Origin of the sequence: Streptomyces sp. NPDC052687 (assembly GCF_040678395.1) — a bacterium.
GTDB lineage: Bacteria > Actinomycetota > Actinomycetes > Streptomycetales > Streptomycetaceae > Streptomyces.
Genome location: NZ_JBFATR010000016.1, coordinates 35,710 through 59,359, shown reverse-complemented (window position 1 = coordinate 59,359; position 23,650 = coordinate 35,710). Strand labels below are relative to the sequence as shown.

The following is a 23,650-nucleotide window of genomic DNA, read 5'->3' as shown; positions in this document are numbered from 1 at the left end:
TGGGCCGACGACACCCGACAGGGGTACTTCAGCATGCCTCGACGCACTTTCGCACGCCGTAACGCCGCGCTCCTTACGTTCTCCGCGCAGCCCTGGAACCTCTTCGAGGACGACCCGGGAGCCGGCGGTGGCGGGGGTGGTGGCGCTCCAAAGGTCAACGAACACGGCTACCCCGACGCGACTCCCGTCGCCGATATGTCGGCGGAGCATCAGGTGGCCTACTGGAGGCACCACGCTCGCAAGCACGAGCAGCGGGCGAACTCCGCCCCCGACGCTGCGGAGCTGGAGCGTCTGCGTGCAGCTGAGGCGGAGCTGAACCAGCGCAAGGCCGCGGAGATGTCCGAGGCGGAGCGCGTTCAGGCGGAGAAGGCGGCTGCTGAGGCTGCGGCTGCGACGGCGAAGGCCGAAGCGGAGGCCGCAACGCGTAAGGCACTCCTGTTGGAGATCGCCTTCGACAAGGGCCTGACTCCCGCGCAGGCCTCCCGGCTCCAGGGCTCCACGAAGGAGGAGCTGGAGGCTGACGCCGACGCCCTGAAGGCGCTGTTCGGTGCGCCCGCCGTTACCGGCGGCGCCACGCCGCCCCCGCGCTCTGGCGGCGCTCGCGGATCGGACGTCGGCGCGACCAAGTCCGTGAGCGCAGGAGCTGAGCGCTACGCGCAGAAGCACGGCAAATAACCACCTAACACGGAGGGATCCGTATGGACCTCAGCCTCAAGACTGAGAGCTTCACGCAGGACAAGCGGAACTGGCTGGGGTCCCAGCACGGTACCGACGCCCCTGTCTCTGTGACGCTCGACGTCTCCAAGTTCACCGCCGGCACTCACTACCCGGACGGCTACATCAAGAGCGGCATCCCCCTCGGCAAGGTCACCGCGACCAGCCTCTACGGGCCTTACGACGACGCCGCGACCGACGGCCGTCAGACCCTCGTGGGCTTCCTCTTCACCGCGCAGGACGTCAACGCGCGCGGCGTCGCGTCGACGAAGGTTGTGGGCTCGATGCTCCTTCACTGCTTCATCCGCGAGGCGAAGCTCCCGCTCGGTGCTGTCGACGCCAACGGCAAGGCGGACGTCGCCGGCCGCATCATCTTCGTCTGAGAGGTAGAGCATGCAGCTCTTCACTGAGTACGCGACTCCCGCGGAGCTGACGGGTTACGCCCGCGCCGCGCTCCGGGACCGCGAAGAGAATCAGTTCTCGCTCAACCGTTGGCTTCCCAACGACACCATCAACGACCTGACCTACCGGTTCAACCGGGGTGGCGGTGGCCTCGTCGAGGCGGCCGTGTACCGCGCGTACGATGCTGAGTCGGACATCGGTACCCGTGCGGGTGCCGCGCGTGTGAGCGGCGAACTGCCGCCCATCTCACGGAAGATGCCCGTCGGTGAGTACGAGCAGATCCGCATGCGGAACGTCGACACGCAGGCCGCGGAGATTCGCGACGCGATGGAGGCCGACTCCATCAAGCTCGTCAACGCCATCGCGGCTCGTGTGGAACTCGCTCGCGGTGACGCGATCTTCAACGGCTCCGTGACGATCAACGAGAACCGGGTGTCGGCCTCCGTCGACTTCGGGCGTAAGGCCGGCCACTCCGTCACGGCGGCAATCGCCTGGAACGACACGGAGAACAGCCTCGCTTACGACTACTTCATGTCGTGGCTCGACGTCTACAACGACACGAACGGCGACCTTCCGGCGGTCACGCTGATGTCCCGCAAGGCGTACAACTTCCTGCGACGGAACAAGCAGATCCGCGAACTCGCCTACCGTGGCGCCTCGACGGCCCCGACCGTCCTGACGCGCGACGACCTGAACAACATCCTTGGCGACTTCGACATCCCGCCGGTCACGATCTACGACGCCAAGGTCTCCGTCGACGGCACCGCGACCCGGGTGACGCCGGAGGACAAGATTGCGTTCCTGCCTGCGCAGGGGGACGCGCTGGGTAAGACCCTGTGGGGCGTTCCCGTCGAGGCGAACGACCCCCGCTACGGTCTCCAGGGCGACGCTGCCGGCGTGGCTGTCGGCGGCTACAAGTCGGAGGACCCACAGACCGTGTGGACCCGCGCGACGTCGATCGTCCTCCCGGTGGTCGGCGCCCCGGACCTGACCTTCGTCGCTGACGTCCTGAACGCCTGACCCAGAACGCGAGTCACTTACGCATGGCAACCCTTAACGGCTACGTCCACGTGACGGACGACAAGGGCGCGGCCCACGTGTTCGGCCCCGCGGATGATGTCCCGACGTGGGCTGCGGAACTGATCACGAATCCGAAGGCGTGGACGGAGCCTCCCTCCGTAAGTCGTCTCACGGAGGAGCCCGCCAAGCCAGCGCCCGCAAAGCGCGCCGCGCCTCGACGGAAGGCGGCCGGAAGTGGCACTGTTCAGCGCGACTGAGCTGCGCACATTGCTTAGGCGTCCGCTGACCGATGATGAGTGCACGCTCGCCCACGACCTCACGGAGGACGCCTTCCTTGGTGAGGTCGGGGACCGGTTGGCGAATCCGCCCCAGCGGGGCGTAAAGAGCGTCGCTCTCGCCGTGGCGGCTCGCATCCTGACTAACCCCGGCGGACTTCGGTCGGAGCAGGCGGGCGGCATGCTCCAGACATACGCAGACTCCGAAACTGGCGTGATGCTGTCCGACGACGAACGCCGGCGCCTTCGCCGGTCCGTCGGCATGGCGTCCGGTGCCTCGTCGCTGGACATCGCGCCGGAGGACGCCTGCCAGCCCACGAGGGTCTGGAGGGCGCTGTGAGTCTCTTCGCGCAGCTCTTCAACGAGACGATCGAGATCGAGCGCCCGGGGCCGCCTGTCCGCGACTCCACGGGATCCGAGATCCCCGGGCCACCCGTGCGGACCTCCGTCGACTACTGCGCCATCATGCCGCCTTACGGCGTGACGGTAGGCAGCTCGACGGAGACGCACGACGCGTCGGCGATCGTCGAGACGCGTCGGGTCCTCTTCGCCCCTCTCGGTACCGACGTCCGCCCCGCTGACGTGATCGTCCGGACCAACGGCGAACGCTGGCAGGTAGTAGGACGGCCGAACGTGCTCCCCGCTACATCCCTCGCCCACGTCGAGGCCGCTTTGAAGGAGGTGACCGGCTGATGGCGACGTTTCGCAGTAAGTACACCGGCCGGTACACCGGCATCGGCAACCTCTTCACCAAGCCCGGGATCCAGCGCAAGTGCAGGGACGCGGCTGTCGAGATGAAGACCGTGGCGGAGGCGACATCGCCAGTGGGAGACCCGGAGGAGGACCGGCACCCGGGCCTCTATGCGCGCTCCTTCGACGTTGTCCCGATCTACAAGAACGTCCCATTCCGCGGCAAGCCAAAGATGCGCGCCGGAGCGCGCTTGATCAACACCGCTCCGCACGCCTGGCGCGTGGAGCACGGTGACGGACGAGTCCCGCGGTACGCGGTGCTTCAGCGGGCCATGGACGCAGTGAAGGCGGCCCACGGTGCCTGACATTGAAGCGGTCCTCAACCCGTGGGCGGAGGCGGTGACCGGAGTTCGAGCCGGAGCCTCTACGCCGGCGGACCTGGAGGCGAAGCTCCCTTACATCCGTATAGAGCGTGGGGGTGGGGCAGACGGCCAGTTCAGCGGTCACCCACGGGTGTATGCCGACGTCTTCGCCGCCACGGCCGATGAGGCACGCTCCCTGGCCAACGACCTCCGTGACGCCCTGATCGCCCTCCGCGGAGCTGTGAACGGCGCTGTCATCCGCGGTGTCCGCTGCGACTCCGGCCCGTCCCGGCGGCCGTGGGCGAACGAGGCGATTCACCGTCGCGGCGCCGCGTACACCGTGTCCTTCCGGGCCGCGTAACCCCTGATCATTCGACCCGCCGTCGCGCGGGTCTCTCGCATGCCCTGGAGGGCTCATGGCGGATACCCGCAATGCCGACTTGACTTTTGGCGCCACCGACTGGCTGATCCACATGGCGGCCGTGAACACGGCCAGCCCGACCGGGTTCGCCGATCCCGCTGCCGCCTGGCAGTGCCTCGGGTGGGTGACGACCGAAGGCGGTCTTTTCAAGGTCGAGGAGGAGAGCCAGGACGTCAACGCTGCCGGCTCTCTGGAGCCGATCCGAACCCTGATGACCCGGTCGACGAAGTCGCTTCAGGTCACCTTCCTGGAGGGTCTGAACCCTCTCGTCCGGGCGCTGTACGACAACGTCCCGGTGACGGCTCTCCAGCCGACCGACGGTATCGCAAGCTACGCGTTCCCGGACAAGCCAAACGACCTTCGATACGCCTTCCTCGCCGACACCATCGACGGTGACAAGCGAATTCGGCTCTACATGCCGAACGGCAAGGTTGTGGAGCGGGGCGACGAGCAGCCTCAGACCGAGGACGTCATGCCAGTTCAGATGACCTTCCGCTTCTACAAGGGCGCCAGTGCGGCGGCCGTGACGCGGAGCATCGACTACGGCGACGTCGACGTTTCCGGCTTCTTCCCTGCCGCTCCATAAATGACTAGCGGGGCCCCGTATCTGCGCGGGTCCGGGGTCCCGCTCCAGTTCCACAACGACCCGCGCAGCACCACACCGATCAGCGCCAGGCGTCGACGCCCGGCAGAAGGAGACCCGCGCATGTCTGAGACCACCACCCCCGCGAAGGCCCAAGAGATCGAGGCGACGGAGGGCTACGTCACCGCGAACCTCGGAGACAAGCCGCTTCGCGTGAAGACCATCGGCCAGTGGCGGCCGTCGTATCTGCGAGCGCTGCGCCTGGGCGACTACGACACCTGGGCGGAGGGGGCCCTCCACCCGGACGACGTGGACGCCTTCATCGAGGCGGACGCGACCTTCGACGAGATCAACACCTTCACCGCTGAGGCGACGGAGTCCGCCGGCGAGCCGGTGGGAAAGCGCTCCGCACAGCCGCGATCCTCGCGGAGCACGCGGAAGCGCTAGAGGCAGACCTCCTCCGCTTCTACCAGGGCGTAGACCTCCTCGACGTCTACCGAGGACGCTTGTCGATCCGGCGGTTGCGAGTGCTCATCGAGCATCTGCCGCCGGAGTCGGCGACGAAGACGGCGATCCGGAACAGCATCCCGCCGGAGGAGTTGGAGAAGGCGGGGGAGGGACGGCCCGACCTGGCGCCGTGGAGCGGCACAGAGACGCTGCTAGCGGCCGTGAAGGACGAGGTGCGCCTCGTGCGTCTGGCACTCATCGCCGTCAACGGCGGCAAGCCTGGGGAGTTCACCCCGACACCACGCCCCGGCATCCCGCCGAAGAGCGCGCAGAAGTCGCGCAGAGCACTCACAGTCGAGCAGCGCCGCGCCCTTGATCCGCGGCTGAGGAACCAGCCGAAGGAGGCGTAGCGCATGGCCGCCAACCTGGACATTGTCGGGACGGCAGCGGTCGACGTCGTCCCGATCGCCCCCAACTTCCACCAACAGTTGAAGGCAATCGTCCTGCCCATCGCGGACAAGGTGGGGGAGGAAGCCGGCCGCAAGATGGGAGACGCGATCTCCCGCAACATCACCGTTGCCATTCCCGACGCCATCAACCAGGGTGGGCAGGCTGCTCGTGTCGCCGCCACCCGGCAGGGTAACAACGCTGGTGGCGCCTTTGCGCGGTCCCTGCGCGGCAAGCTGGAGCAGGCATTCCGCTCCATGCCCAAGCTCGACGTCAAGCTGAGTGACACGGGCGTTGACGCGGAACTTGCCCGCATCCGGGCGAAGCTGGAGCAGCTGTCCGCCAAGCGCATCGGTATCGACGTTGACGCGGCTACCGCCCGCGCACACGTCGAGGAGCTGGAGGCGGAACTCCGTCGACTGGGTGCCGCACATCCGAACGTAGCAGTGCGCGTTGATACGGCTGCTGCGCGGGCGGCTCTCGCTGCCTTCCGCGAGGAGATCGACGCCGCTACTGCGGACCCTACGCGCATCCGTATCGAGACTGACGGCGCTCTCGGCGCCAGGATTCGTGCGGCTGTTCGGGAGGCGGAGGCAAGTCTCCCCAACATCAATATCGACGCGGACACATCCCCGGCCCAACGAGAGATCGCTTCTCTGCGCGCTCGTCTAACTGCCATGCGGGATCTGAAGGTCGGCATTGACATCAGTGCTGAGGACGCGCTGGCGCAGATCAACGAAATTCAAGCGAAGCTTCGCCTTCTCTCCGCGCAGCGTGCACAGGTGGACGTCGACACAGGCCGTGCCCGGGTCGCGATCACGAATCTGAACTTGATGATCGACCGGCTTCGCGGGCGCACCCCGACCGTGGATGTTCGGGCCGACGCAGCAGCCGCGGAGGCTCGGCTCGCTGCTGTACAGCATCAGGTCAATGACTTGGACCGCGACGACGTCCGGATTCGCGTCCACGCCAACACGGCACAGGCCCAGGCAGCGCTTTTCCAGCTGTCTGTGTCCCTGGGTGCCGTTGCAGTCCTCCCAGTTATCCCCATCGCTGCCGCCGGTATCGGCGCCATTGCCTCTGCGGCGTTCGTTGCTGCCGCCGGCGTCGGCGCACTGGCCCTGGCTGCCATTCCGGCGATCAAGGGCGTTACCTCCGTCATCCAGGCCAAGAGCGCTGCGGAGAAGGAGGCGGCGCGGGCGACGGACAACAGCGCTGCCGCCACCGTCCGTGCCGCTCAGAGCGCCCTCCAGATGGCCGGCGCTCAGCAGGCCCTCTCGTCTGCGCACCGCAACGCCGCCCGCTCCATCGCTCAGGCCAACCGCCAGGTCGAGGACGCGGAGCGTGCTCTTGGCCAGGCTGCGGCCCGTGCCATGGAGCAGCGCGAGCAGGCCGCGGAGCGTGTCGAGGACGCAGAGCAGTCACTTGCCGACGCCAAGCGCCAGTCACTCCAGGCGGAGGAAGCCCTCACGCAGGCACGCCGGGACGCTGCGCAGCAACTGGAGGATCTGGAGAGCCGGCTTGCCTCCGGAGCCCTCGACGAGCGGGAGGCCGCGCTCCGCGTCCAGGAGGCCTACGAGGAGCTGCAACAGACCCTCGCGGACCCGACGGCTACGGACCTTCAGCGCGAGCGAGCACAGCTTGCCTATGACCAGGCCCTCCAGAGCCAGAAGGACCAGGCAACCGAATACAAGCGCCTCCAGGAAGAGGCGAAGGCTGCGCATGCGGCCGGCGTCAACGGCAACGAGAACGTCAAGCGCGCCACTGAGGCCGTCGCCGATGCACAGCGGAACGTGCGTGACCAGGCCGAGGCGCTGACCGACGCACAGAAGGACGCAGCGCGCACTCAGGTCGAGGCGGCTCAGTCCGTCGCCGACGCACAGCGCAACCTAGCCGACGCTGTCGAGAACGCGGCCGTCACCCAGACGCAAGCGGCGGAGTCCATCGCCACAGCGGAGCGGGGCGTCGAGTCCGCCCGGCTCTCCTCGATCGACACCACGGCAAAGGCCAAGACGAAAACCGACGAGTATCGTGAAGCACTCGCGAAACTAACGCCGGAGCAACGCGACCTTTACGAGTCCATCGCAGGCCCGAAGGGGCTGACGGCCGCCTTCAAGGAGTGGTCGAAGGAACTTCAGCCTGACGTCCTCCCGCTCTTCACGCGAGCAGTGGACGGCGCGAAGAACTCGCTTCCGGGCCTTACGCCGCTGGTGCAGAACTCTGCGGACGCCGTCGGCGAACTCATGGATCGTGCGAGCGCGGACATGAAGCGGCCGTTCTGGCAGCGCTTCAAGAAGGGCATTGCGGAGAGCGCGAAGCCGGCCATTGTCGGAATGGGCGTGGCTTTCGGCAACGTCTTCAAGGGCATGGCAGGCGTCCTGGACGCCTTCTTCCCTCACATGGATTCCATATCCGGGCGAATGCAGAAGATCACCGGTCGGTTCGCCGACTGGGGAACCGGGCTTCGCGGATCCCCCGAGTTCGAGAACTTCCTCGACTACGTGACTGAGCGAACGCCGGTTGTGTCAGAGGCATTCTCGGATATCGGTCAGGCGATCTACGACCTTGCTGTAGCGCTGGAGCCGTTTTCCACGGTAATCCTAGAACTCGTCGGGTATGTTGCGGATGCCATCAGCTATGTAGCGGAGCACGCACCCGGAGCTATCCAGCTCATATACGGCCTGTGGATCGCTACGCGGCTCTGGAATCTTGCGATGGCGCTGAGCCCTATCGGCCGTATCGTCATGGCTCTCATCGGACTCGCTCTAGCGGTCAAATACGCGTGGGACCACTACGACTGGTTCCGCGAGATCGTCATTGGGACCTGGGAGGGAATCCAGGGGGCCTCGGAGTGGGCCTGGCAGAAGGTCATCAAGCCCGCGTTCGACGGTATACGCGACGCTATTCGCTGGACGGGCGACAAGTTCACGTGGCTCTGGCAGGAAGCAATAGTGCCTGCCTGGAAGGGCATCGAGCTAGCCATGAGGTACGCCGTCGCGATCATTCTGACGGTAGTCATCACCCCATTGTGGCTGGCCATACAGGGCGTCGGACTTATCGTGATGTGGCTGTGGGAGGACTGCTTCAAGCCGACGTGGGATCTCATTACCGGGTTGGTCACGTGGGCCTGGGACTACATCCTTGCGCCGTTCTTCCGGACTGTCTGGGACGCCATCAAATGGGTCGGCGACAAGTTCGTCTGGCTCTACGACCACGCCATCAAACCGTCTGCCGACTGGATAGCCAAAAAGGCTGGCTGGCTTTGGAACGTAGCCCTTGCGCCGACGCTCGGATTCATCTGGGACGGAGTGAAGTGGGTCGGCGACAAGTTCGTCTGGCTCTACGACAAGGGTGTAAAGCCTGCATTCAACTGGATTTCCGATAAGACGGATTGGCTCTACGACAAGGGTCTGAAGCCAGCCTTCAAGGCGATCAAGGAGGCTGTGGGCCTCGTCGGCGACGCATTTGAGGACGCGAAGGACGCCATCGGCGAAGCCTGGGACCAGATAAAAAAGATCACAAAGGGTCCCGTTAACTTCGTAATCAAGTGGGTCTACACCAACGGGATCAAGGCCGTCTGGGATCGCGTAGCAAGTTTCGTCGGACTGGGTAAGCTGCCCGACGCTCCTAAGCTCCTCGCGCAGGGCGGTACCGTCGGCGACGGCTGGTCTGTCGCCAAGCCCATGAAGACCAACAAGCCGACGGCGATCGTCGGTGAGGGCAATCCGCGCTATCCCGAGTACGTCATTCCGACGGATCCCAAGTACAGGAGCCGAGCACTCTCCCTGCACCGCCAGGCCGGAACTCAGCTCCTCGAATCCGGCGGCATTCTCGGCGGCATCACGGATGCGTGGGACTGGACGAAGGACACGGTCTCTGACGTCGTCGGTAAGGGCATCGACTGGGTGAAGACCGGCGCCGACATTCTGACGAATCCGTCGAAGGTCTGGGACGGCCTTATGCGGCCAATCCTTGGCCGAGTCTCTGACGGAGTTCGAAGCGCGGCGGAGTGGGGCAGGGTCATCGGCCGCTTCCCCGGGAAGATGGCGACGGGTCTGAAGGACAAGATCGTCAATGCGGCCTCCTCCATGTTCGCCGGCGGTGACTTCGGCCTCTGGCAGAAGCCCGTCGACGCGCCGTTCGGCACTCGCTTCGGCGTGGCCGGCTCGATGTGGGCCTCCGGGCACCACACGGGCCTGGACTTCCCCGCACCCGCGGGCACTCCGGTGCACGCTGTGGCGGACGGATCCGTGACGAGGACGGGGACGACGGGGCCATACGGTAATCACGTCCTAATCGGCCACGGGGGCGGCCTCGCCTCCCTCTACGCCCACCTGTCGAAGATCCTCGTCGACGCAGGCCAGCACGTGGCCCGCGGGCAGACGATCGGCCGTGTGGGCGCGACGGGCAACGTCACCGGACCACACCTCCACCTGGAGGCGCGGGTCAACGGCCGTGCCGTGGACCCCATGCCGTACATGATGGGTGGGGGGCCGCTGGGGGCGAAGAGTCCGGCGTCCGCGAAGGCCTACGCGAAGTCGATCTTGGGTCAGTTCGGCTGGGGGCCGAGTCAGTTCCCGCCGCTCGAAAAGCTGTGGGAGGGCGAGAGCGGATGGCGCTGGAACGCGGAGAACCCGTCGTCCGGCGCCTACGGCATCCCGCAGTCACTCCCGGCGTCGAAGATGGCGTCCGCGGGCCCCGACTGGCGGACGAACCCGGCCACGCAGATCCGATGGGGCCTGTCGTACATCAAGAACCGCCCCGACTACGGGTCGCCGGCCGCTGCGTATCAGAAGTGGCTCAGCCGCAGCCCGCATTGGTACGACGACGGCGGCTACCTGGAGCCCGGTCTGAACCTCGTAGCGAACGGCACGGGGCGCCCGGAGCCCGTCTTCACTGACGGCCAGTGGTCCGACATCCGCGCCGCGAAGAGCGGCGGGGCGGCCACGCTTCAGGCGGACGTCCGGGTCTTCGTCGGCGACCGGGAGCTGACCGACATCGTGCGTACGGAGATCGACGTCTACGACTCCGACGCCGCTACCGCACTCAACAACGGAAGGTGGCCTTAATGCCTGACGAGCCGGAGATTGTTCCTCCGATCACCGACTACGAACCGGAGATCGTTGTCCCGACACCGGAGCCCCCGCCAACAACGCCCCCGTCGGAGGACGGTAGCCCGATCATCGACGGACCCACCTATCCCGCCCCGGGCGGAGGGTGATAGACGGTGGCCATCGCAGGAAACCTGCTGCCCGAGAACGCGGAGAGCGTCGAGACTGACGCCTCCGCGTGGACGGGTCTCCAGAACTCCTCCGGCCTGACGCGTGCGGGCGGCGGGACTCTGGGAACTCACTGCCTGCAATTCGTCTCCCCGACGGCAGGGCAGGAGACACACATCGGGCTCGCTACCCGAGTAGCCGTGACTCCCAACGCGGAATACTGGGCGTGTGCCAGTCTGTGGCCGGCGGCAGCCGGGGTGCAGACTCGGATGGAAATCCGGTGGTACACGTCTGGCGGGACGCTGATCAGCTCGTCGACGGGTCCGGTGGTCACGCCTGCAACGGTGACGTGGCGGCAGGTAGCAGCGATCGGTACGGCGCCGGCGAATGCGGCGACAGCGTCCATCGTCATGCGGGTGACGCCAACCGCGAGCAATCAGACTTGGTTCTCTGACCGGCACTTCCTAGGGCTGACGTCGGCGTCCCGCGTCGTCGCCAACCTGCTGCCCTTCAACACCGAATCGATGGAGATCGACACCTCCGGGTGGTCCGCCACTGGCGGCACGCTCGGGATCTCCACCAGCGCCTCCGGGTGGTATCAGTCCCTCCTCTACACCTCCAGCGCCGCGGGGCAGGGGCAGGTACAGACGGTCCAGGCGACGCCCGTGACGCCGGGCACCGAGTACACCGCCTACGCACAGGTCACCCCGGGAACCGCCGGCCTGGCGCAGGAGATCCGGCTCGTGTGGCTCGACGGGGCCGGGACGACGATCAGCGCTGCCTCCGCGAGCCGCACGCTCCCTACGGGTCAGTGGACACGGTGCGTCGTTGCTGGAGTGGCACCTCCCGGCGCAGCGACGGCACGTGTGGTCCTTGCTCCGACGGCCACGGCCGCCAGCCAGGGGTGGGCCTACGACCGCGCGGTCCTGATGCCGACGAGCGCCCTCATGGTGCCGGGCAACCTCCTGCCGTACAACACCAGCGACATCGAGCAGGATGCGTCAGGCTGGACAGTGACGGGCGGGACGGGGACGCAGACCACGGAGCAAGTCCTAGGCGGCGCATACGCCTTGAAGCTGGTGGCCTCCGGCGGGGACCTTGTCGCCACGGCGACAGTGCCGACAGGCAAGGTGACCGCGAGTCTCGGCTACCAGTTCGGCCCGTGCGTCTACAAGCCCGCCAGTCGCATCTATCAGACCCGCATTGAGTGGCTGAACGCCGCCGGCGAAGCGATCCGCACACGGTGGCAATCGTGGGGCGGGAACCCCGGCTCCTGGCTCGTCGGACGCATGGGCGACCTAGCGCCCGACGGTGCCGTAACCGCACGGGTCAGTGTCATCGTCCCCGACGCTCCAGCCGGTGAGGTGTGGTACCTCGACCGTGTCGAGTTCGCTGAGGGCGGCCTCACGGTCAAGGCGGACCCCGCAGGCGGCGGAGGGGTCGCGCTCACCGTCCGCGGACTGACGACGGGCGGACCCACGTATAAGTGGTCGCTGCTCCGCATCATCGCGGGCAGGGCGACGGCTCCGGTTCGCGGCTACGCCGGCGACCTGATCGGCCAGCCCATCGGTAGTGACGTCGCGGTAGCGGCGGATTACGAGGCGCCGCTAGGAACTCCGGTGCAGTGGCGGGCGGCTCTCTACGACACGGCAGGCGTGCTGAAGCTCAGCTACACGTCAGACCCTGTCACGCTCGAAGCCGAGGAAACGTCCGTCTGGCTGAAGGACCCGGGGCTCCCGCAGCGATCCGTCAAGGTCACCGTGGCCACCCCCATGCCGACATGGCAGCGCGCGGCCCGCCAGGGCGTGACGCAGGTTCGGGGCCGACGCCTCCCCGTCGTCATCTCCGACGTGCGCGGAGGACGAACCGGAGACCTCACCATCGTCACGGAGACGGACGCGGACCGGCGAGCGCTGTGGTGGGTGCTCGACGCAGGCAGCACGCTCCTCCTCCAATGGCCCCCCGGGTGGGGCGAGGAGGACATGTACGTCCAGGTCGGCGACGTCAGCAGCGCGCCCGTTGTCGAGTACGCGGAGTTCCACGACCGCACGTGGACCTTGCCTCTGACGGAGGTCGACCGTCCGATCGGCGGCGTCACCGGCAGCGCTGACCGCACCTGGCAGACGGTCAGGGATGCGGGAGACACGTGGGCCGACGTCCTGTCCGACGCCTCGACCTGGCTCGACATCTACACGGGAGCGTGAGGCACTGGTGTACCCCATCAGCTGGACGTTCCGGCAGACCCTGACCACCTCCCACACGATGGTGGCCAGGGTCGACGCCTACTACGGCGGGCAGCTCGTGATGAGCGGCGTCCCCTTCTCGGACGGATCCGTCACTGTCGACCGCGGGAGCAAGACGCGGCGATCGATCTCGCTGACGATCCCCGACCCGAAACACATTCCTTGGTCGGAGTCGGCGCTCCTCGCCCCCTACGGACAACAGCTCGTGGCCCAGCGGGGAATTCGCTACTCGAACGGCACGGAGGAATGGGTTCCTCTCGGCACCTTCCGCATTGACCAGACAAACGGCGACGTCCATCTAGGCCCGGTCACCGTCACGGGGACGACGATGGAATCGGCGATCATCGACGACAAATTCCAGGTGCCGACGAGCACCCGCGGATACGGCGGATGCGTCGACGCTATCGAACTGCTCATCCGCCAGACGCTGCCTAACGCGGTGATTGTGAACCTGACCGCGAATAGCCGTAACCCAGCCTGCGCCGTTGCCACGTGGGACGCCGGCGCGGACCGATGGGACGCCGTTGTCCAGATCGCCAGAGCGATGAACGCCGATATCTATGTCGACGCTCAGAATCGCTTCGTCATTACCGATCTGCCCGACCTCGTAAACGGTGCTGTTGCATGGGAAGTTTCCGACGGTGAGGGGGGAACGCTCGTCTCCTCGTCGCGTTCTCTGCCACGAACGGGCGTTTACAACGCTGTTGTGGCGTCGGGAGAAAACACTTCATCCGGTGCGGCACCGGTTAGTGCCGTGGCGCGCGACGAAAACCCGTCCAGTCCGACGAGGTGGGGCGGCCCATTCGGTAAGGTCACCAAATTCATTTCGTCCGCTCTATGGGCGACGGTCGGTGCCTGCCAATCCGCCGCCGATTACGCATTATTCGACGCCACGGCTCCCAGTGTGCAAGTCGCTATCGACACCCTTCCGAATCCCGCGCTGGAAGGTAACGACATCATCCGTCTGACTCATCCGGGCCGAAAGGAACGGCACATCGTGCAATCCCTGTCGATCCCACTGACGGCAGACGGCGACTTCTCCTTGACCCTGCGGGGCGGGAAGGAGGAGGCGGAGTGAGGCTGTCCAGACAGCTCGTTGACGCAGTTCAGCGCCTTGTCGTCGAGACCGTGGCTCAGCGGTCGGCCTCCTGGGGGCTGGCCACCGTGACGGCCGTGAACGGCGACGGGACGCTCAACATCTCGACGCCTCGCGGACCTATGACTCAGGTCCGCCGGCTGAAGTCCTATTCCGCACCCGCCGTCAACGACGTCGTGAAGGTGTCGAGAAACCCCGACGGAAATTGGGTTGTCGATGGCGCCCTTGCATAAACCCGTAGCTGTATTCAGCAGGAGAGGCCCGAAGAATGCCAAGAAGTGATGCCTACAACCAGGGAGTGCAGTACCCGGTACTGGGTGACGCGCCCGATATCGAGACGGCCACTTCCACTCTCGTAAACGGCGTTGTTCCGCTGACCGTCATGCGTTTCGCCAACGCGCACCAGCGCGCCGGGGCGTTGTTCGGTTCGACAAAGGCCGTTCCGGGAATGATCACCTATCTGATAGCCGAAGATCGGTGGGAAGGGCGACAGGCTGACGGCAGTTGGCTTCTGTTGTCCGACGGACCGTGGAAGCCGTTGACGTTCAAGACCGGCTACACGGCGCACTCAGGATCGCCTGGGTGGCGGGAAAAGGCGGGCGGAGGAATCGAGCTGCGAGGCCGAATCCGACGGACCAACGGCGGCCCGCTTGAAGACAACGGGGATCTCATCGAATTCGCGACGATTCCGGAGGCGAAGGCCCCCGCAGCGTTCCGGTATTTCCAGGTGCCAGCGAAGCGGATCACCGTCAACGGAGTTACGCGTTACTCGGCTCGCGTTGAAGTGACGCCCACCGGAGTACTTCAGTACACCGTCGAGAACGGCGGAGGAGTCGGCACCTCGTCCGACCCCGGATGGCTCGCGCTCGACGGGATCATGTTCAGCCCCGCCGGCGACTGACGCACACCGCACGACATTCACGCCCCGCAGCGCCGGGGCTTTTTTGATGCCCTGGAGGGGATCGCATGGGTGAGATTTGGATCAAGGAAGCGGAGCGGCTGGGCGACGGCTCGATCGGCGGTGCGATGGACACGCCTGGGGCTCCGCCGCGGGTCGTCTGGCACACGACGGAGAGCGGGCACGGCGACACCTTCTTCAAGAACGTCGGCGACTACCTCATTCGTGTCGGCGCGGAGCCACACATCCTCTACGACCCGAGCACTGACCGGCTGGGGCAGTACGGGCCACTCAGCCAGAGCGCCCGCGCCCTGCGGAACGACGGGCTGACGAGGACGAACAGGACGGGCAAGGTCTGCATACAGATCGAAGTCCTGGCGAAGGCAGCGCGCCCGTTCACGGAGTACTGGAAGCCAGGGCCGAACTTCAAGGCCCTCATGCGCGCCATCCGCTCGTGGGGTGTCCCCGACGTCTGGCCCGCGGGAGCGCTCGCAGATCGGTACGCCGACCCTGACGTCAGCCGCTCGCGCACCGTGTGGGCGACGCGAGGCGGGCACTACGGCCACAGCCAGGTTCCCGGTAACGATCACTGGGACCCGGGAGCGATCTCGAAGCCGGCGATCTTCGCGGCGGCTCCGAAGGAGGCAGCTCCCGCGCCGACTCCTAAGCCGTCGACGCCGGCAAAGCCTGTGGTCCCCACCGTCGACCTCTCTAACCTGATCGCCGCTGCTCGACGCGACCCGGGCCTGAAGCAGGGCGGAACCACGCACCCCGCGGACGTGCGGATCGTGGAAGGGGCGCTGAAGGCGGAGGGCCTGCTCCCTGCGGCCTACGCCTCTGACGGCTCCTTCGGCTCGTCGACGGTCGCGGCCTACCGCAAGTGGCAGCAGCGATGCGGCTACACAGGTTCCGCGGCCGACGGCATCCCCGGCAAGGCGTCCCTGGAGAAGCTGGGCGCCAAGCGCGGCTTCAAGGTCAAGGCGTGAGCCCGTGGAACTTCTGATCGCCATTATCGGCGCCCTGGGCGTCGTCATGGCGTCGACACTGACGGCCGTCGTCGGCCCCCTCCTCCTGCGCCGCACGCGTGGCGCGGTGGAGGCGGACGGAGCGGCCACCCGAGAGGCCATGACGGAAGCCGTCACGGCTCTCGGGTCCCGGCTCGACGCCCGCATCAACGACGTACGAGACGACATCGACGACGTCCGGGAGGACGTCACGCGCATCCGTGAGTGGCAGGCCGGCCACGATGCGGAGCACCTGCTCATCGGCCGCCAGACTCCCCGAGGAGAAGCGTAGATGCCAGAGCTACCGATCAACGTTGCGTCCGTGACGCTCTCCGGGCGATACATCCGGCCTGACGGCAGCCCGCTATCGGGCACCCTGACATTCGAGCCCCCGGCCCACCTGACGTTCCCTGACGCCGACATCATCAGCGCCGGGGCCGCAACGGTGGAACTGGACGCCACCGGGGCGTTCGCCGTCAACCTGATCGCGACGGATGCAGTCGGCGGGGATCCGTCATCCTGGACGTACACCGTCGTCGAGAGGCTACGGAACACGAACGGCCGGACGTTCCACCTGAGCCTTCCTTCTGCCTCCCCGGTCGTCGACCTGGCGGACATCGCGCCGACGGACCCGGCACTTGGCGACTACACCGTTGTGCAGGGGCCTCCTGGACCCGCAGGCCCACCGGGACCGGAAGGGCCACAGGGACCGCCGGGAGAGGTCACGGAGGCGGAACTCGCCAGCGCCGTGGCAGGGCTCGCGTCGCTGGCCGGCGCCACGTTCACCGGAGTGGTCACGGTGAGCGGCGCCAACTTCGCTGTCATGGGCACCAGCAAGGGTTACCGTTTCCGCCCTCTGGGGTCCCGGCTGGACCTGGAGGCCACCGGTTCGGATCTCATGGTGAATGTCTTCTCGGGTCCCGCGTTCGACGGCACACAGCGCTCGTACCTCCGGCTGGAGGCTGGTGTCCAGCTTGCCCACGCCATCGGGAAGTGGCAGTTCTCCGCAACGGCGGATTCCGCGGCGGTGCACGTCCTTGACGGTGCCGCGAACCAGCTGGGTTTCCACGGAGCGACGCCGGTAGCGAAGCAGACCGTGACGGGGTCGCGTGCCGGTGGGGCGGCGCTGGCCGACCTCCTGACCAAGCTGGCGACGCTGGGCCTGATCACCGACGGAACAACTGCGTAGCCCCCGCGTCACAACGTCCCTCGATTCCCCCACTACCTACGTGTCAGCACACGGAGGGAGAGGGACGAATGAACATCGGCATCATCGGCCGCGCGCGGGTCGGCAAGGACACAGCAGGGAAGTGGTTCGTCGACGAGCGGGGCTATCGGCGCGTGGCTTTCGCGGACGCGCTGAAGGAAGCGGCGTGGAAGGTCAACCCGTGGATCAGTGTCGACGCCTGGCCGACCTTCCCGCGGCGGCTGGCGGACAAGGTGGCAGGGCCGAATAGTTGGGAGCGGGCGAAGGACGACTACCCGGAGGTCCGCCGCATCCTCCAGGAACTCGGCGCCGCCATGCGCGCCGTCGACCCGGACATCTGGATTCGCCCCGTTCTGGCGCAGGCAATCCAGGCCAACGACGCCGGGACGCCGGTCGTCGTCACTGACGTCCGCTACCCCAACGAGGTCGACGCCCTGAAGCGCGCTGGCTTCCGCCTGATCCACATCGACCGCCCCGGCGTCCCGCAGCTCGACCACGAGTCGGAGCGGCTGGGGCCGGAGGCGGCTCACTACCTCGTGCAGAACGACGGCAGCCTCTACGACCTATACGCGCGGATCGAAGTCGTCTGGACGGAGATTCACGCCCTGGAGTCCGCCCGGATGGCCATGAAGTTCTAACGACGAAAGGCACTCATGAACCCACTCCTCACGTACCTCCAGATCGTCGCCCTGCGGGCCAAGGCGCAGCTTCAGGCGTTCGCCGCTCAGGAGCCCGTACGGCTACGAGCGGCACTCACGTCCGTCGTCATGCTCTTCGCTGTCTACGCGCCTGGTCTGGCGCAGGAGCACACGGCGCAGATGATCGGCGGAGTGGCGGCCGTCGTGCTGCCGGTCCTCGTCGGCGAGAGCACTCGGCGCAAGGTGACGCCTGCATAGCGTGAAGCTCGAAACTAGGTCTAGACCTCAGCCCCGTCTTCCCATCAGGGAGGGCGGGGCTTTTTTCGTTTCATGACTCCGTAAAACGACTCACGGATGACCCTACTGAGGTACACCTAACCTCTATACTCCGCGCATGCCGACCTCACCCGGCCCGCTACTGCAATCACTGGACGATCTATGGACTCGGCTACGTGACGATGTACCGGACCTACCACCTATCACTCCCGCCGTGTCGCCGACGTCCAGGCGCGCGGACCATGGCCCCGATCGATGGACGCAGACAGGAGGGGACGACTCAGTCTCTGGACTCGTCGTGACTGCCGACGTCCTCCAGAGCGGCCCGGAGTCAGTCGTGGAGATGGTGCTGCACGACGCAGCGCATCTGCTGAACTGGCGACGAGGCGTAAAGGACGTCACCAGGCGCGGTGTCTACCACAACGGAGCGTTCCTCACGGCCGCGGAGGAGGTGGGCCTGGAGTGGCCCGCTGACAGAGGCCGGGACCAGGTACGCGGATACGTCGACCCGAGTCTCAGCAACCAGGCTCGACAGCGCCATGCAGAGAGCATCACGGCGCTCGGGAACGCCATCCCTTTACTGCTACCTCACCTGGAGCTACCCACGCCCTCAGCCGGCCGCGTAGACCGGCTGACGCTGCGGTGCATGTGCGCGCCGCCGAGGAGTTTCCGGATCTCCCGTACCGTCGCGGCACAAGGCCCCATCCGGTGCGACGTGTGCGGCCATGTCTTCACAGAGGGTTGATCGACCGTGGCTACCGTGGGGTAAGGTCTGTCAAAGGCGAGTGCCTTACGGTAGCCTCCCCTTACCAGCCGCGTGTGCTTTTCGAAAGGGCGATATGGGATCCAAGGAAGTCGCGCGACGGACGTCCAAAGCGGCGGGGAGTGGTCTGACGTGGAACAGCGTCGGCGACCTACCGCGTCTCGAAGTCGATGACCTGGAGAACGAGGACCAGGCATCCTTGACGGCTCGCGGGGCTGCGTACGCCCGTGAGTACAACCGCATTCAGGACGCGTCGACGATCATGCTGCGCAACATCGCGGTCGTCATCGTCGCCTTGAGGAAGCAACTCGGGGACTGGAAGGGGCAGACCCACGAGTACCGACAGATCGTTGCCGACATGTACCGCGCGGCCAACCTGCCGCCGGACAGCCAGGGAACGATCCAAGCCAGCGTGCGGTACCACGTCGGCAACGAGTTGCGCCGGTACCTGACGCCGCGAGAGCTGAAGCGCACTGGACTCCTCCCTGAGTCACCGCTGGAGCGGCAGCAGGACGTAAGGGCCACGCGTGCCGCGATCGTGAAGGCGACGACGACGCTCGCCGATGCGGAGAGGGTACCGGCGCAGAAGGCCGTCAAGAAGTCCTCTGCCAAGAAGGCGGTCAAGGGCGTCGTCAAGGCGGAGGTCGTGCAGCGGTCAGCCGTGGGCAGCGAGATCAAGGCCACCGCCGATCAGATCCGGCTCGCGGAGGTCGCGGTCAACCTGCTGGGCCAGCTCAACCTCAGCACGATCGACCGCGACATGACCGACGGCCAGCGTGCCAAACTGGCGGCCCACCTGGCGGCCATCGAGGAGCGGGCGCGGGAAATCCGTGCGCACATGGAAAACGCCAGCTCAGAGGCATAGCGGCGCCTCTACGTCGCCTGCCGCCTCGTCCTCAACCTGGCCCAACTGGTCAAACTAACCCCTATTTTCTAACTCCCCTTAACACGTGTTAGAGGGAACTGAAAACAGGGGTTAGTTTGGCGTTTTGGCGCAGTCTGGCCGGACGAGGAGGACGCGGAGATTCTTCGACGGCTCGCGTCACATCCGGCCGCCGTTCCCCCATAACCAAGGTGTCAGCACAGAACGACGACACTGGGGGCCACGTGGCCGGAGTGAGCACGATCAAGCGCGGGCAATCCCGCTTCTACATCGATCCGGATGACGGGGACATCAAGGTCCCTGGCGTCACGAGCGTCGGCAGCATGTTGCCGAAGGACTTCCTGACGTTCTGGGCAGCGAAGGAGTCCGCGGAGGCGGCCGTCAACAACTGGGACGTCGTCAGCGAACTCGTCAAGCGCGACCCCGCCGGCGCCGTCGACTACCTGAAGAACGCGCATCGACGGAAGTCGAAGGCTGCGAGCGATCTCGGGTCGGCCGCTCACGACTACTTCGAGCGTCTGGCGCGCGGGGAGGTCGTTCACGACCGCCACGTCCACATGGACGTGAAGCCGCACGTCAGGTGGTTCCGCGAGTTCCTTGCCGAGATCAAGCCGCGCTTCCTCTACCTGGAGGAGACGGTCTGGAGCGACGAGCACCGCTACGCGGGCTCCTTCGACGCCATCGCGGAGGTGGAGGGAGAGATCGTCCTCCTCGACTGGAAGACGAGCGCGCGGGTCTACGACTCCGTGGCCCTCCAGCTCTCCGCCTACCGCTACGCGAACCGCATCATCCTCGCGGACACCGGAGAGTCGGTCGACGTCCCGGAGATGCAGGGAGGCGCAGTTCTCCATGTCCGCCCGGAGGGCTGGCAGCTCGTCCCGGTGAAGTGCGACGAGGAGATCTTCGCGCACTTCCTGAGCCTCCGGCACACCTTTGAGTGGGAGTCGGCGGTGAAGAAGAAGGTCGTCGGCCGGCCGATTGCGAGCGGCGGGGAGCTGGTCACGGGTACGCAGCGGAGGGCGGCGTGAGCGGGTCAAGGATCGACGTACTTGCGACGCTGTTCCGCGAGTTCAGCGCAGAGCGTGCGAAGTACCGCGCTCCCGATATACGGGACATCATCGACCGTCTGGAGCGGGCCGCGGAAACGGCTCTGTACGCAGAGAACGAGTCCGGAGGCCATGCCCGCCAGGTCGTTGCTGACGTCGCGACGGTACTGGGCGTCGTCCTGAACGACGTCGGCCCCGGGCGGTTCATCTGGGACCCGGAGAACATGGTGCGGGTGGTTGCCGCTGCGGAGCAGGTGAAGAGCGACCGGGACCGCTGGCAGCGCGAGGCGGAGCGGCTGAAGGCGCAGGAGGACGAGCGTCGAAAAGCTCGGCTGAGGCCGGTCATCTGGCACACCACGACGGCCGAAGAGCACACGTGGAAGCTCGACGACGACGATCCGCTGAACGTCAAGCGGGTGGCGGAGCTGAAGGCCGTCATCGTCAGCCAGGCGCGCGAGATCGCACGACTGAAGGGGGAGAGCGAGTGAGCCGGTCCGAAATCCATCGCGCCTTTCTGCGCGGGCTGGACGAGGTCGACAAGTACCGCGACCTGATGGACACCATTTATGTCACACGGTTGATCGACAGTTTGAAGGACGAGGTGATGGGCCTTCTGGGACCCGAATCGGCCGTACTGGCGGACTCCGGTGGCATGTCCCGCGCTGACGCCCTGAAGCTCGCCCGGGAGCACGTCGAGGCCATGGCCACGAACGGGCGCGGCTACCAGGACGGCGTGAAGTTGGCGGACAAGGTTCAGGCGGCGGAGCGCTTCGCGCGCTTCCTGATGGGTGAGGAGAGCTAATGATCAAGGTCGAGATCCCGAAGACGCCGGCACAGCTCCAGCAGGAGCGACGCGAGGAGGAGCGTAAGGAGAAGTTCGTCGACTCCGTGACGGCGCTGATGGCGAACCTCGCTCTCCTGCCGCTCCACGCGTGGATTCTGATGCTAGTCCTGGGCGCCGTTCACAGCGTCATCGCCCCCGTTGCGGCCGTCGGGTACGGAACGGCGCTCCTGTTCGTGCTGGGGGTCGACCTCGTCGCCGTGACGTCGAAGAAGTTCCGCAGGTAGCGCAAGCCACGCACGCGGGGCGTCCACATCGGGCGCCCCGCTTCGCATGCATGGAGGAGAGAACGTGCACGAGTTCACCGAGTGGCCGAAGACGAAGCGTCTCTTCCGGGACATCGTCGTGACGGAGAAGATCGACGGTACGAACAGCGCGATTCACATCACGGCCGTCCCACACGACGAGCCCGGAGAGATCAGGGTCTGGGACGGACACTGGACATCGCCCGTGGTCGACGGTACCCGCTACGTGGTCACCGCCCAGTCCCGGCGCCGCATCATCACCCCCGGCAAGACGACCGACAACTACGGCTTCGCCGGCTGGGTGTACGACAACGCCGCGGACCTCGTCCGGATCCTCGGTGAGGGGCTGCACTTCGGCGAGTGGTGGGGGAGTGGTATCCAGCGCGGGTACGAGGTGCCGGGACGGTCGTTCTCGCTTTTCAACACGGAGCGATACGTCGACATCCACGAGCACGTGGGCGAGTTCAACGGCGTTCCCGTGACCGTCGGTCCCGTGCCGGTGCTGTACTCCGGGACGTTTTCTGAGACCGCGATCTGCCACGAGCTGGAGGCACTGAAGCACTTCGGCAGCAAGGCAGCTCCCGGCTTCATGAACCCCGAAGGCATCTGCGTCTTCCACTCGCAGACTCGCAACGTCTACAAGGTCACGCTGGACAACAACGACGCCGGCAAGTGGGAGGCGGCTGCGTGAGACGACTCACGGAGGTCCGCTCTCTGCGTGCCACCGAAGACGACATGCGCAGCCCCGATTGGTGCTGGACCCACGGATGCCACCGGTCCCAGTGCCCCGGCCCGCACTAGGAGGAGAGATGACGGACGAGGAGTACGCCGCAGCCCTGGAGCGCGAGCGGCGTGAGCGGAATGAGCGGGCTGAGTACGTCGTCCGCGATGAGCACGGCGAGTACCACCTCATGCGCCGCAACGGTGCCCGCCAGGCGTGGGGCGTGACCCGGTACGTCAAGCGCGAGACGGCCGAACTGGCGGCTGCGTTCCTGAACCGCCTGAAGGAGGACGAGGCGTGACCCTCGAAGAGCACGCCCGCGCGATTGAGGCAGCCATCAAGGCGGCTGCGGACGACGGGTTCTACTTGGACGTGGGCGACGGGTGCGCCCTTCCTGCTCTGGATTTGAACCAACTCCATGCCGACAACACGCCGATGGCGTGGGAGGGGATCGAACTCCCCTACAACCCGCTCACCGAGTAGCACAAGTCACACACGCAACACCCCCGCCCCCGGTTGCTTCGGCGCCGGGGGCTTTCGGCGTAGGAGCACACGAGAGGAGAGCCACATGATCAACGGCGGAACCACCATCCACACGGCCGACGGCTCGTCGGTCAACGTCACCCCGCGGGGCCTGGAGTACGACCTCCACGTCCGCAACGCGAAGGGGGAGACGGTCGCCACGGTCGTCATGAACCAGGACGACCTTGACGCGCTGTACGAGGAGCTGGACGCGCACACGACGGTTGAGTGGGAGGCAGCATGAGCGCCTGGGCAGAGATCGTCAACGCCAACGGGTCTGACGAGTGGCTGGAGCTGTGCAGCCGCGCGCTGGAGGAAGTGCAGCGGGAGACGTCGCGCCGGAATGCGCGCCAGCTCCGCACGGAAGCCGACACGTCCCGAGTCATGGCCTGGCGTGCCTGTCTCAGGTTCGGGGCGTCCCTCATCGAGCCGGAGGCGTCTTCGTGAACGAGCCGAGAGGGGCGACGACGCCGGCCAGTGCCCGCGAAACCCTCACCACCACCCTGACCAACCTCCTCGCCCGCACCCGCAACGGCCGCATGGACGCGCACCGTGCGGAGGCGGAACGGCTCGTCGACGAGGCTCTGAAGGAGCATGCGCACGAGTTGGCGGAGGTGGTCCGCTACTTCGACCGGCACCCCTACGAGGTTGCTGACCTCATCGACCCGGAGGTGCCCCATGCCTGAA

General features: G+C 66.4%; 29 protein-coding genes. All 29 read left to right on the top strand.

From position 1 onward, the window contains the following. Positions 1–33 precede the first annotated feature (33 nt). The 29 genes from AB0K92_RS16200 to AB0K92_RS16060 all read left to right on the top strand — a co-directional run bounded on the left by AB0K92_RS16200 (position 34) and on the right by AB0K92_RS16060 (position 23,649). Positions 34–675: a hypothetical protein gene (locus AB0K92_RS16200; protein WP_365923288.1), complete on the top strand. Its 642-nt coding sequence runs from the start codon at positions 34–36 to the stop codon at positions 673–675. A 23-nt stretch (positions 676–698) separates the two neighbouring features. Continuing rightward, positions 699–1,097, top strand: a complete 399-nt coding sequence (locus AB0K92_RS16195) for a head decoration protein (protein ID WP_365923286.1) — start codon at positions 699–701, stop codon at positions 1,095–1,097. A 10-nt stretch (positions 1,098–1,107) separates the two neighbouring features. Continuing rightward, entirely contained in the window at positions 1,108–2,136 is a 1,029-nt protein-coding gene (locus AB0K92_RS16190; protein WP_365923284.1) for a major capsid protein, read from the top strand. A 234-nt stretch (positions 2,137–2,370) separates the two neighbouring features. After that, positions 2,371–2,751 (top strand): hypothetical protein, encoded by a 381-nt coding sequence (locus AB0K92_RS16185; RefSeq protein WP_365923282.1) that lies wholly within the window; start codon positions 2,371–2,373, stop codon positions 2,749–2,751. Further along, a complete protein-coding gene (locus AB0K92_RS16180; protein ID WP_365923280.1) occupies positions 2,748–3,104 on the top strand; it encodes a hypothetical protein in 357 nt (118 codons plus the stop codon). The genes AB0K92_RS16185 and AB0K92_RS16180 overlap by 4 nt, the downstream gene beginning before the upstream one ends. Continuing rightward, positions 3,104–3,466, top strand: a complete 363-nt coding sequence (locus AB0K92_RS16175; protein ID WP_365923278.1) for a hypothetical protein — start codon at positions 3,104–3,106, stop codon at positions 3,464–3,466. Before AB0K92_RS16180 ends, AB0K92_RS16175 begins: the two co-directional genes overlap by 1 nt. Before the next feature lie 413 nt (positions 3,467–3,879). Continuing rightward, on the top strand, positions 3,880–4,470 hold the full coding sequence (locus AB0K92_RS16170; RefSeq protein WP_365923276.1) for a phage tail protein: 591 nt from the start codon (positions 3,880–3,882) through the stop codon (positions 4,468–4,470). A 120-nt stretch (positions 4,471–4,590) separates the two neighbouring features. After that, entirely contained in the window at positions 4,591–4,914 is a 324-nt protein-coding gene (locus AB0K92_RS16165; protein WP_365923274.1) for a hypothetical protein, read from the top strand. Positions 4,915–4,973: 59 nt separating this feature from the next. Continuing rightward, the gene (locus AB0K92_RS16160; RefSeq protein WP_365923272.1) at positions 4,974–5,324 is read left to right on the top strand and encodes a hypothetical protein; all 351 of its coding nucleotides are present in this window, start codon (positions 4,974–4,976) and stop codon (positions 5,322–5,324) included. A gap of 3 nt (positions 5,325–5,327) precedes the next feature. Beyond that, positions 5,328–10,430 (top strand): peptidoglycan DD-metalloendopeptidase family protein, encoded by a 5,103-nt coding sequence (locus tag AB0K92_RS16155; protein WP_365923270.1) that lies wholly within the window; start codon positions 5,328–5,330, stop codon positions 10,428–10,430. Positions 10,431–10,588: 158 nt separating this feature from the next. Next, the gene (locus AB0K92_RS16150; protein ID WP_365923268.1) at positions 10,589–12,784 is read left to right on the top strand and encodes a hypothetical protein; all 2,196 of its coding nucleotides are present in this window, start codon (positions 10,589–10,591) and stop codon (positions 12,782–12,784) included. A 7-nt stretch (positions 12,785–12,791) separates the two neighbouring features. Further along, the gene (locus AB0K92_RS16145) at positions 12,792–13,901 is read left to right on the top strand and encodes a DUF5047 domain-containing protein (protein WP_365923266.1); all 1,110 of its coding nucleotides are present in this window, start codon (positions 12,792–12,794) and stop codon (positions 13,899–13,901) included. Between the two features lie 316 nt (positions 13,902–14,217). After that, positions 14,218–14,820, top strand: coding sequence for a hypothetical protein (locus AB0K92_RS16140; RefSeq protein WP_365923264.1), 603 nt, complete (start codon positions 14,218–14,220; stop codon positions 14,818–14,820). Between the two features lie 65 nt (positions 14,821–14,885). Then, positions 14,886–15,803: a peptidoglycan-binding domain-containing protein gene (locus AB0K92_RS16135; RefSeq protein WP_365923262.1), complete on the top strand. Its 918-nt coding sequence runs from the start codon at positions 14,886–14,888 to the stop codon at positions 15,801–15,803. Between the two features lie 4 nt (positions 15,804–15,807). Next, positions 15,808–16,113, top strand: coding sequence for a hypothetical protein (locus AB0K92_RS16130; RefSeq protein ID WP_365923260.1), 306 nt, complete (start codon positions 15,808–15,810; stop codon positions 16,111–16,113). Further along, a complete protein-coding gene (locus tag AB0K92_RS16125; RefSeq protein ID WP_365923258.1) occupies positions 16,114–17,010 on the top strand; it encodes a hypothetical protein in 897 nt (298 codons plus the stop codon). 68 nt (positions 17,011–17,078) lie between these two features. Further along, the gene (locus tag AB0K92_RS16120) at positions 17,079–17,666 is read left to right on the top strand and encodes a hypothetical protein (RefSeq protein ID WP_365923256.1); all 588 of its coding nucleotides are present in this window, start codon (positions 17,079–17,081) and stop codon (positions 17,664–17,666) included. Between the two features lie 15 nt (positions 17,667–17,681). Beyond that, a complete protein-coding gene (locus AB0K92_RS16115) occupies positions 17,682–17,924 on the top strand; it encodes a hypothetical protein (RefSeq protein ID WP_365923254.1) in 243 nt (80 codons plus the stop codon). Positions 17,925–18,781: 857 nt separating this feature from the next. Further along, positions 18,782–19,570 carry a hypothetical protein gene (locus tag AB0K92_RS16110; protein ID WP_365923252.1) on the top strand — a complete coding sequence of 263 codons (789 nt, stop codon included), beginning with the start codon at positions 18,782–18,784 and terminating at the stop codon, positions 19,568–19,570. Between the two features lie 251 nt (positions 19,571–19,821). Further along, positions 19,822–20,616, top strand: coding sequence for a hypothetical protein (locus AB0K92_RS16105; protein WP_365923250.1), 795 nt, complete (start codon positions 19,822–19,824; stop codon positions 20,614–20,616). Further along, entirely contained in the window at positions 20,613–21,122 is a 510-nt protein-coding gene (locus tag AB0K92_RS16100; protein WP_365923249.1) for a hypothetical protein, read from the top strand. The genes AB0K92_RS16105 and AB0K92_RS16100 overlap by 4 nt, the downstream gene beginning before the upstream one ends. Next, on the top strand, positions 21,119–21,436 hold the full coding sequence (locus AB0K92_RS16095; RefSeq protein ID WP_365923247.1) for a hypothetical protein: 318 nt from the start codon (positions 21,119–21,121) through the stop codon (positions 21,434–21,436). The genes AB0K92_RS16100 and AB0K92_RS16095 overlap by 4 nt, the downstream gene beginning before the upstream one ends. Beyond that, complete coding sequence (locus AB0K92_RS16090; protein ID WP_365923245.1) at positions 21,436–21,702, top strand: hypothetical protein; 267 nt, start codon at positions 21,436–21,438, stop codon at positions 21,700–21,702. Before AB0K92_RS16095 ends, AB0K92_RS16090 begins: the two co-directional genes overlap by 1 nt. A 64-nt stretch (positions 21,703–21,766) precedes the next feature. Further along, positions 21,767–22,411, top strand: coding sequence for an RNA ligase family protein (locus AB0K92_RS16085; RefSeq protein ID WP_365923243.1), 645 nt, complete (start codon positions 21,767–21,769; stop codon positions 22,409–22,411). Between the two features lie 118 nt (positions 22,412–22,529). Next, positions 22,530–22,742, top strand: coding sequence for a hypothetical protein (locus tag AB0K92_RS16080; protein WP_365923241.1), 213 nt, complete (start codon positions 22,530–22,532; stop codon positions 22,740–22,742). Beyond that, the gene (locus AB0K92_RS16075; RefSeq protein ID WP_365923239.1) at positions 22,739–22,924 is read left to right on the top strand and encodes a hypothetical protein; all 186 of its coding nucleotides are present in this window, start codon (positions 22,739–22,741) and stop codon (positions 22,922–22,924) included. The genes AB0K92_RS16080 and AB0K92_RS16075 overlap by 4 nt, the downstream gene beginning before the upstream one ends. An 85-nt stretch (positions 22,925–23,009) precedes the next feature. After that, on the top strand, positions 23,010–23,207 hold the full coding sequence (locus tag AB0K92_RS16070) for a hypothetical protein (protein ID WP_365923237.1): 198 nt from the start codon (positions 23,010–23,012) through the stop codon (positions 23,205–23,207). Beyond that, positions 23,204–23,410, top strand: coding sequence for a hypothetical protein (locus AB0K92_RS16065; protein WP_365923235.1), 207 nt, complete (start codon positions 23,204–23,206; stop codon positions 23,408–23,410). Before AB0K92_RS16070 ends, AB0K92_RS16065 begins: the two co-directional genes overlap by 4 nt. Next, complete coding sequence (locus AB0K92_RS16060) at positions 23,407–23,649, top strand: hypothetical protein (RefSeq protein WP_365923233.1); 243 nt, start codon at positions 23,407–23,409, stop codon at positions 23,647–23,649. The genes AB0K92_RS16065 and AB0K92_RS16060 overlap by 4 nt, the downstream gene beginning before the upstream one ends. Position 23,650: the final 1 nt, after the last annotated feature.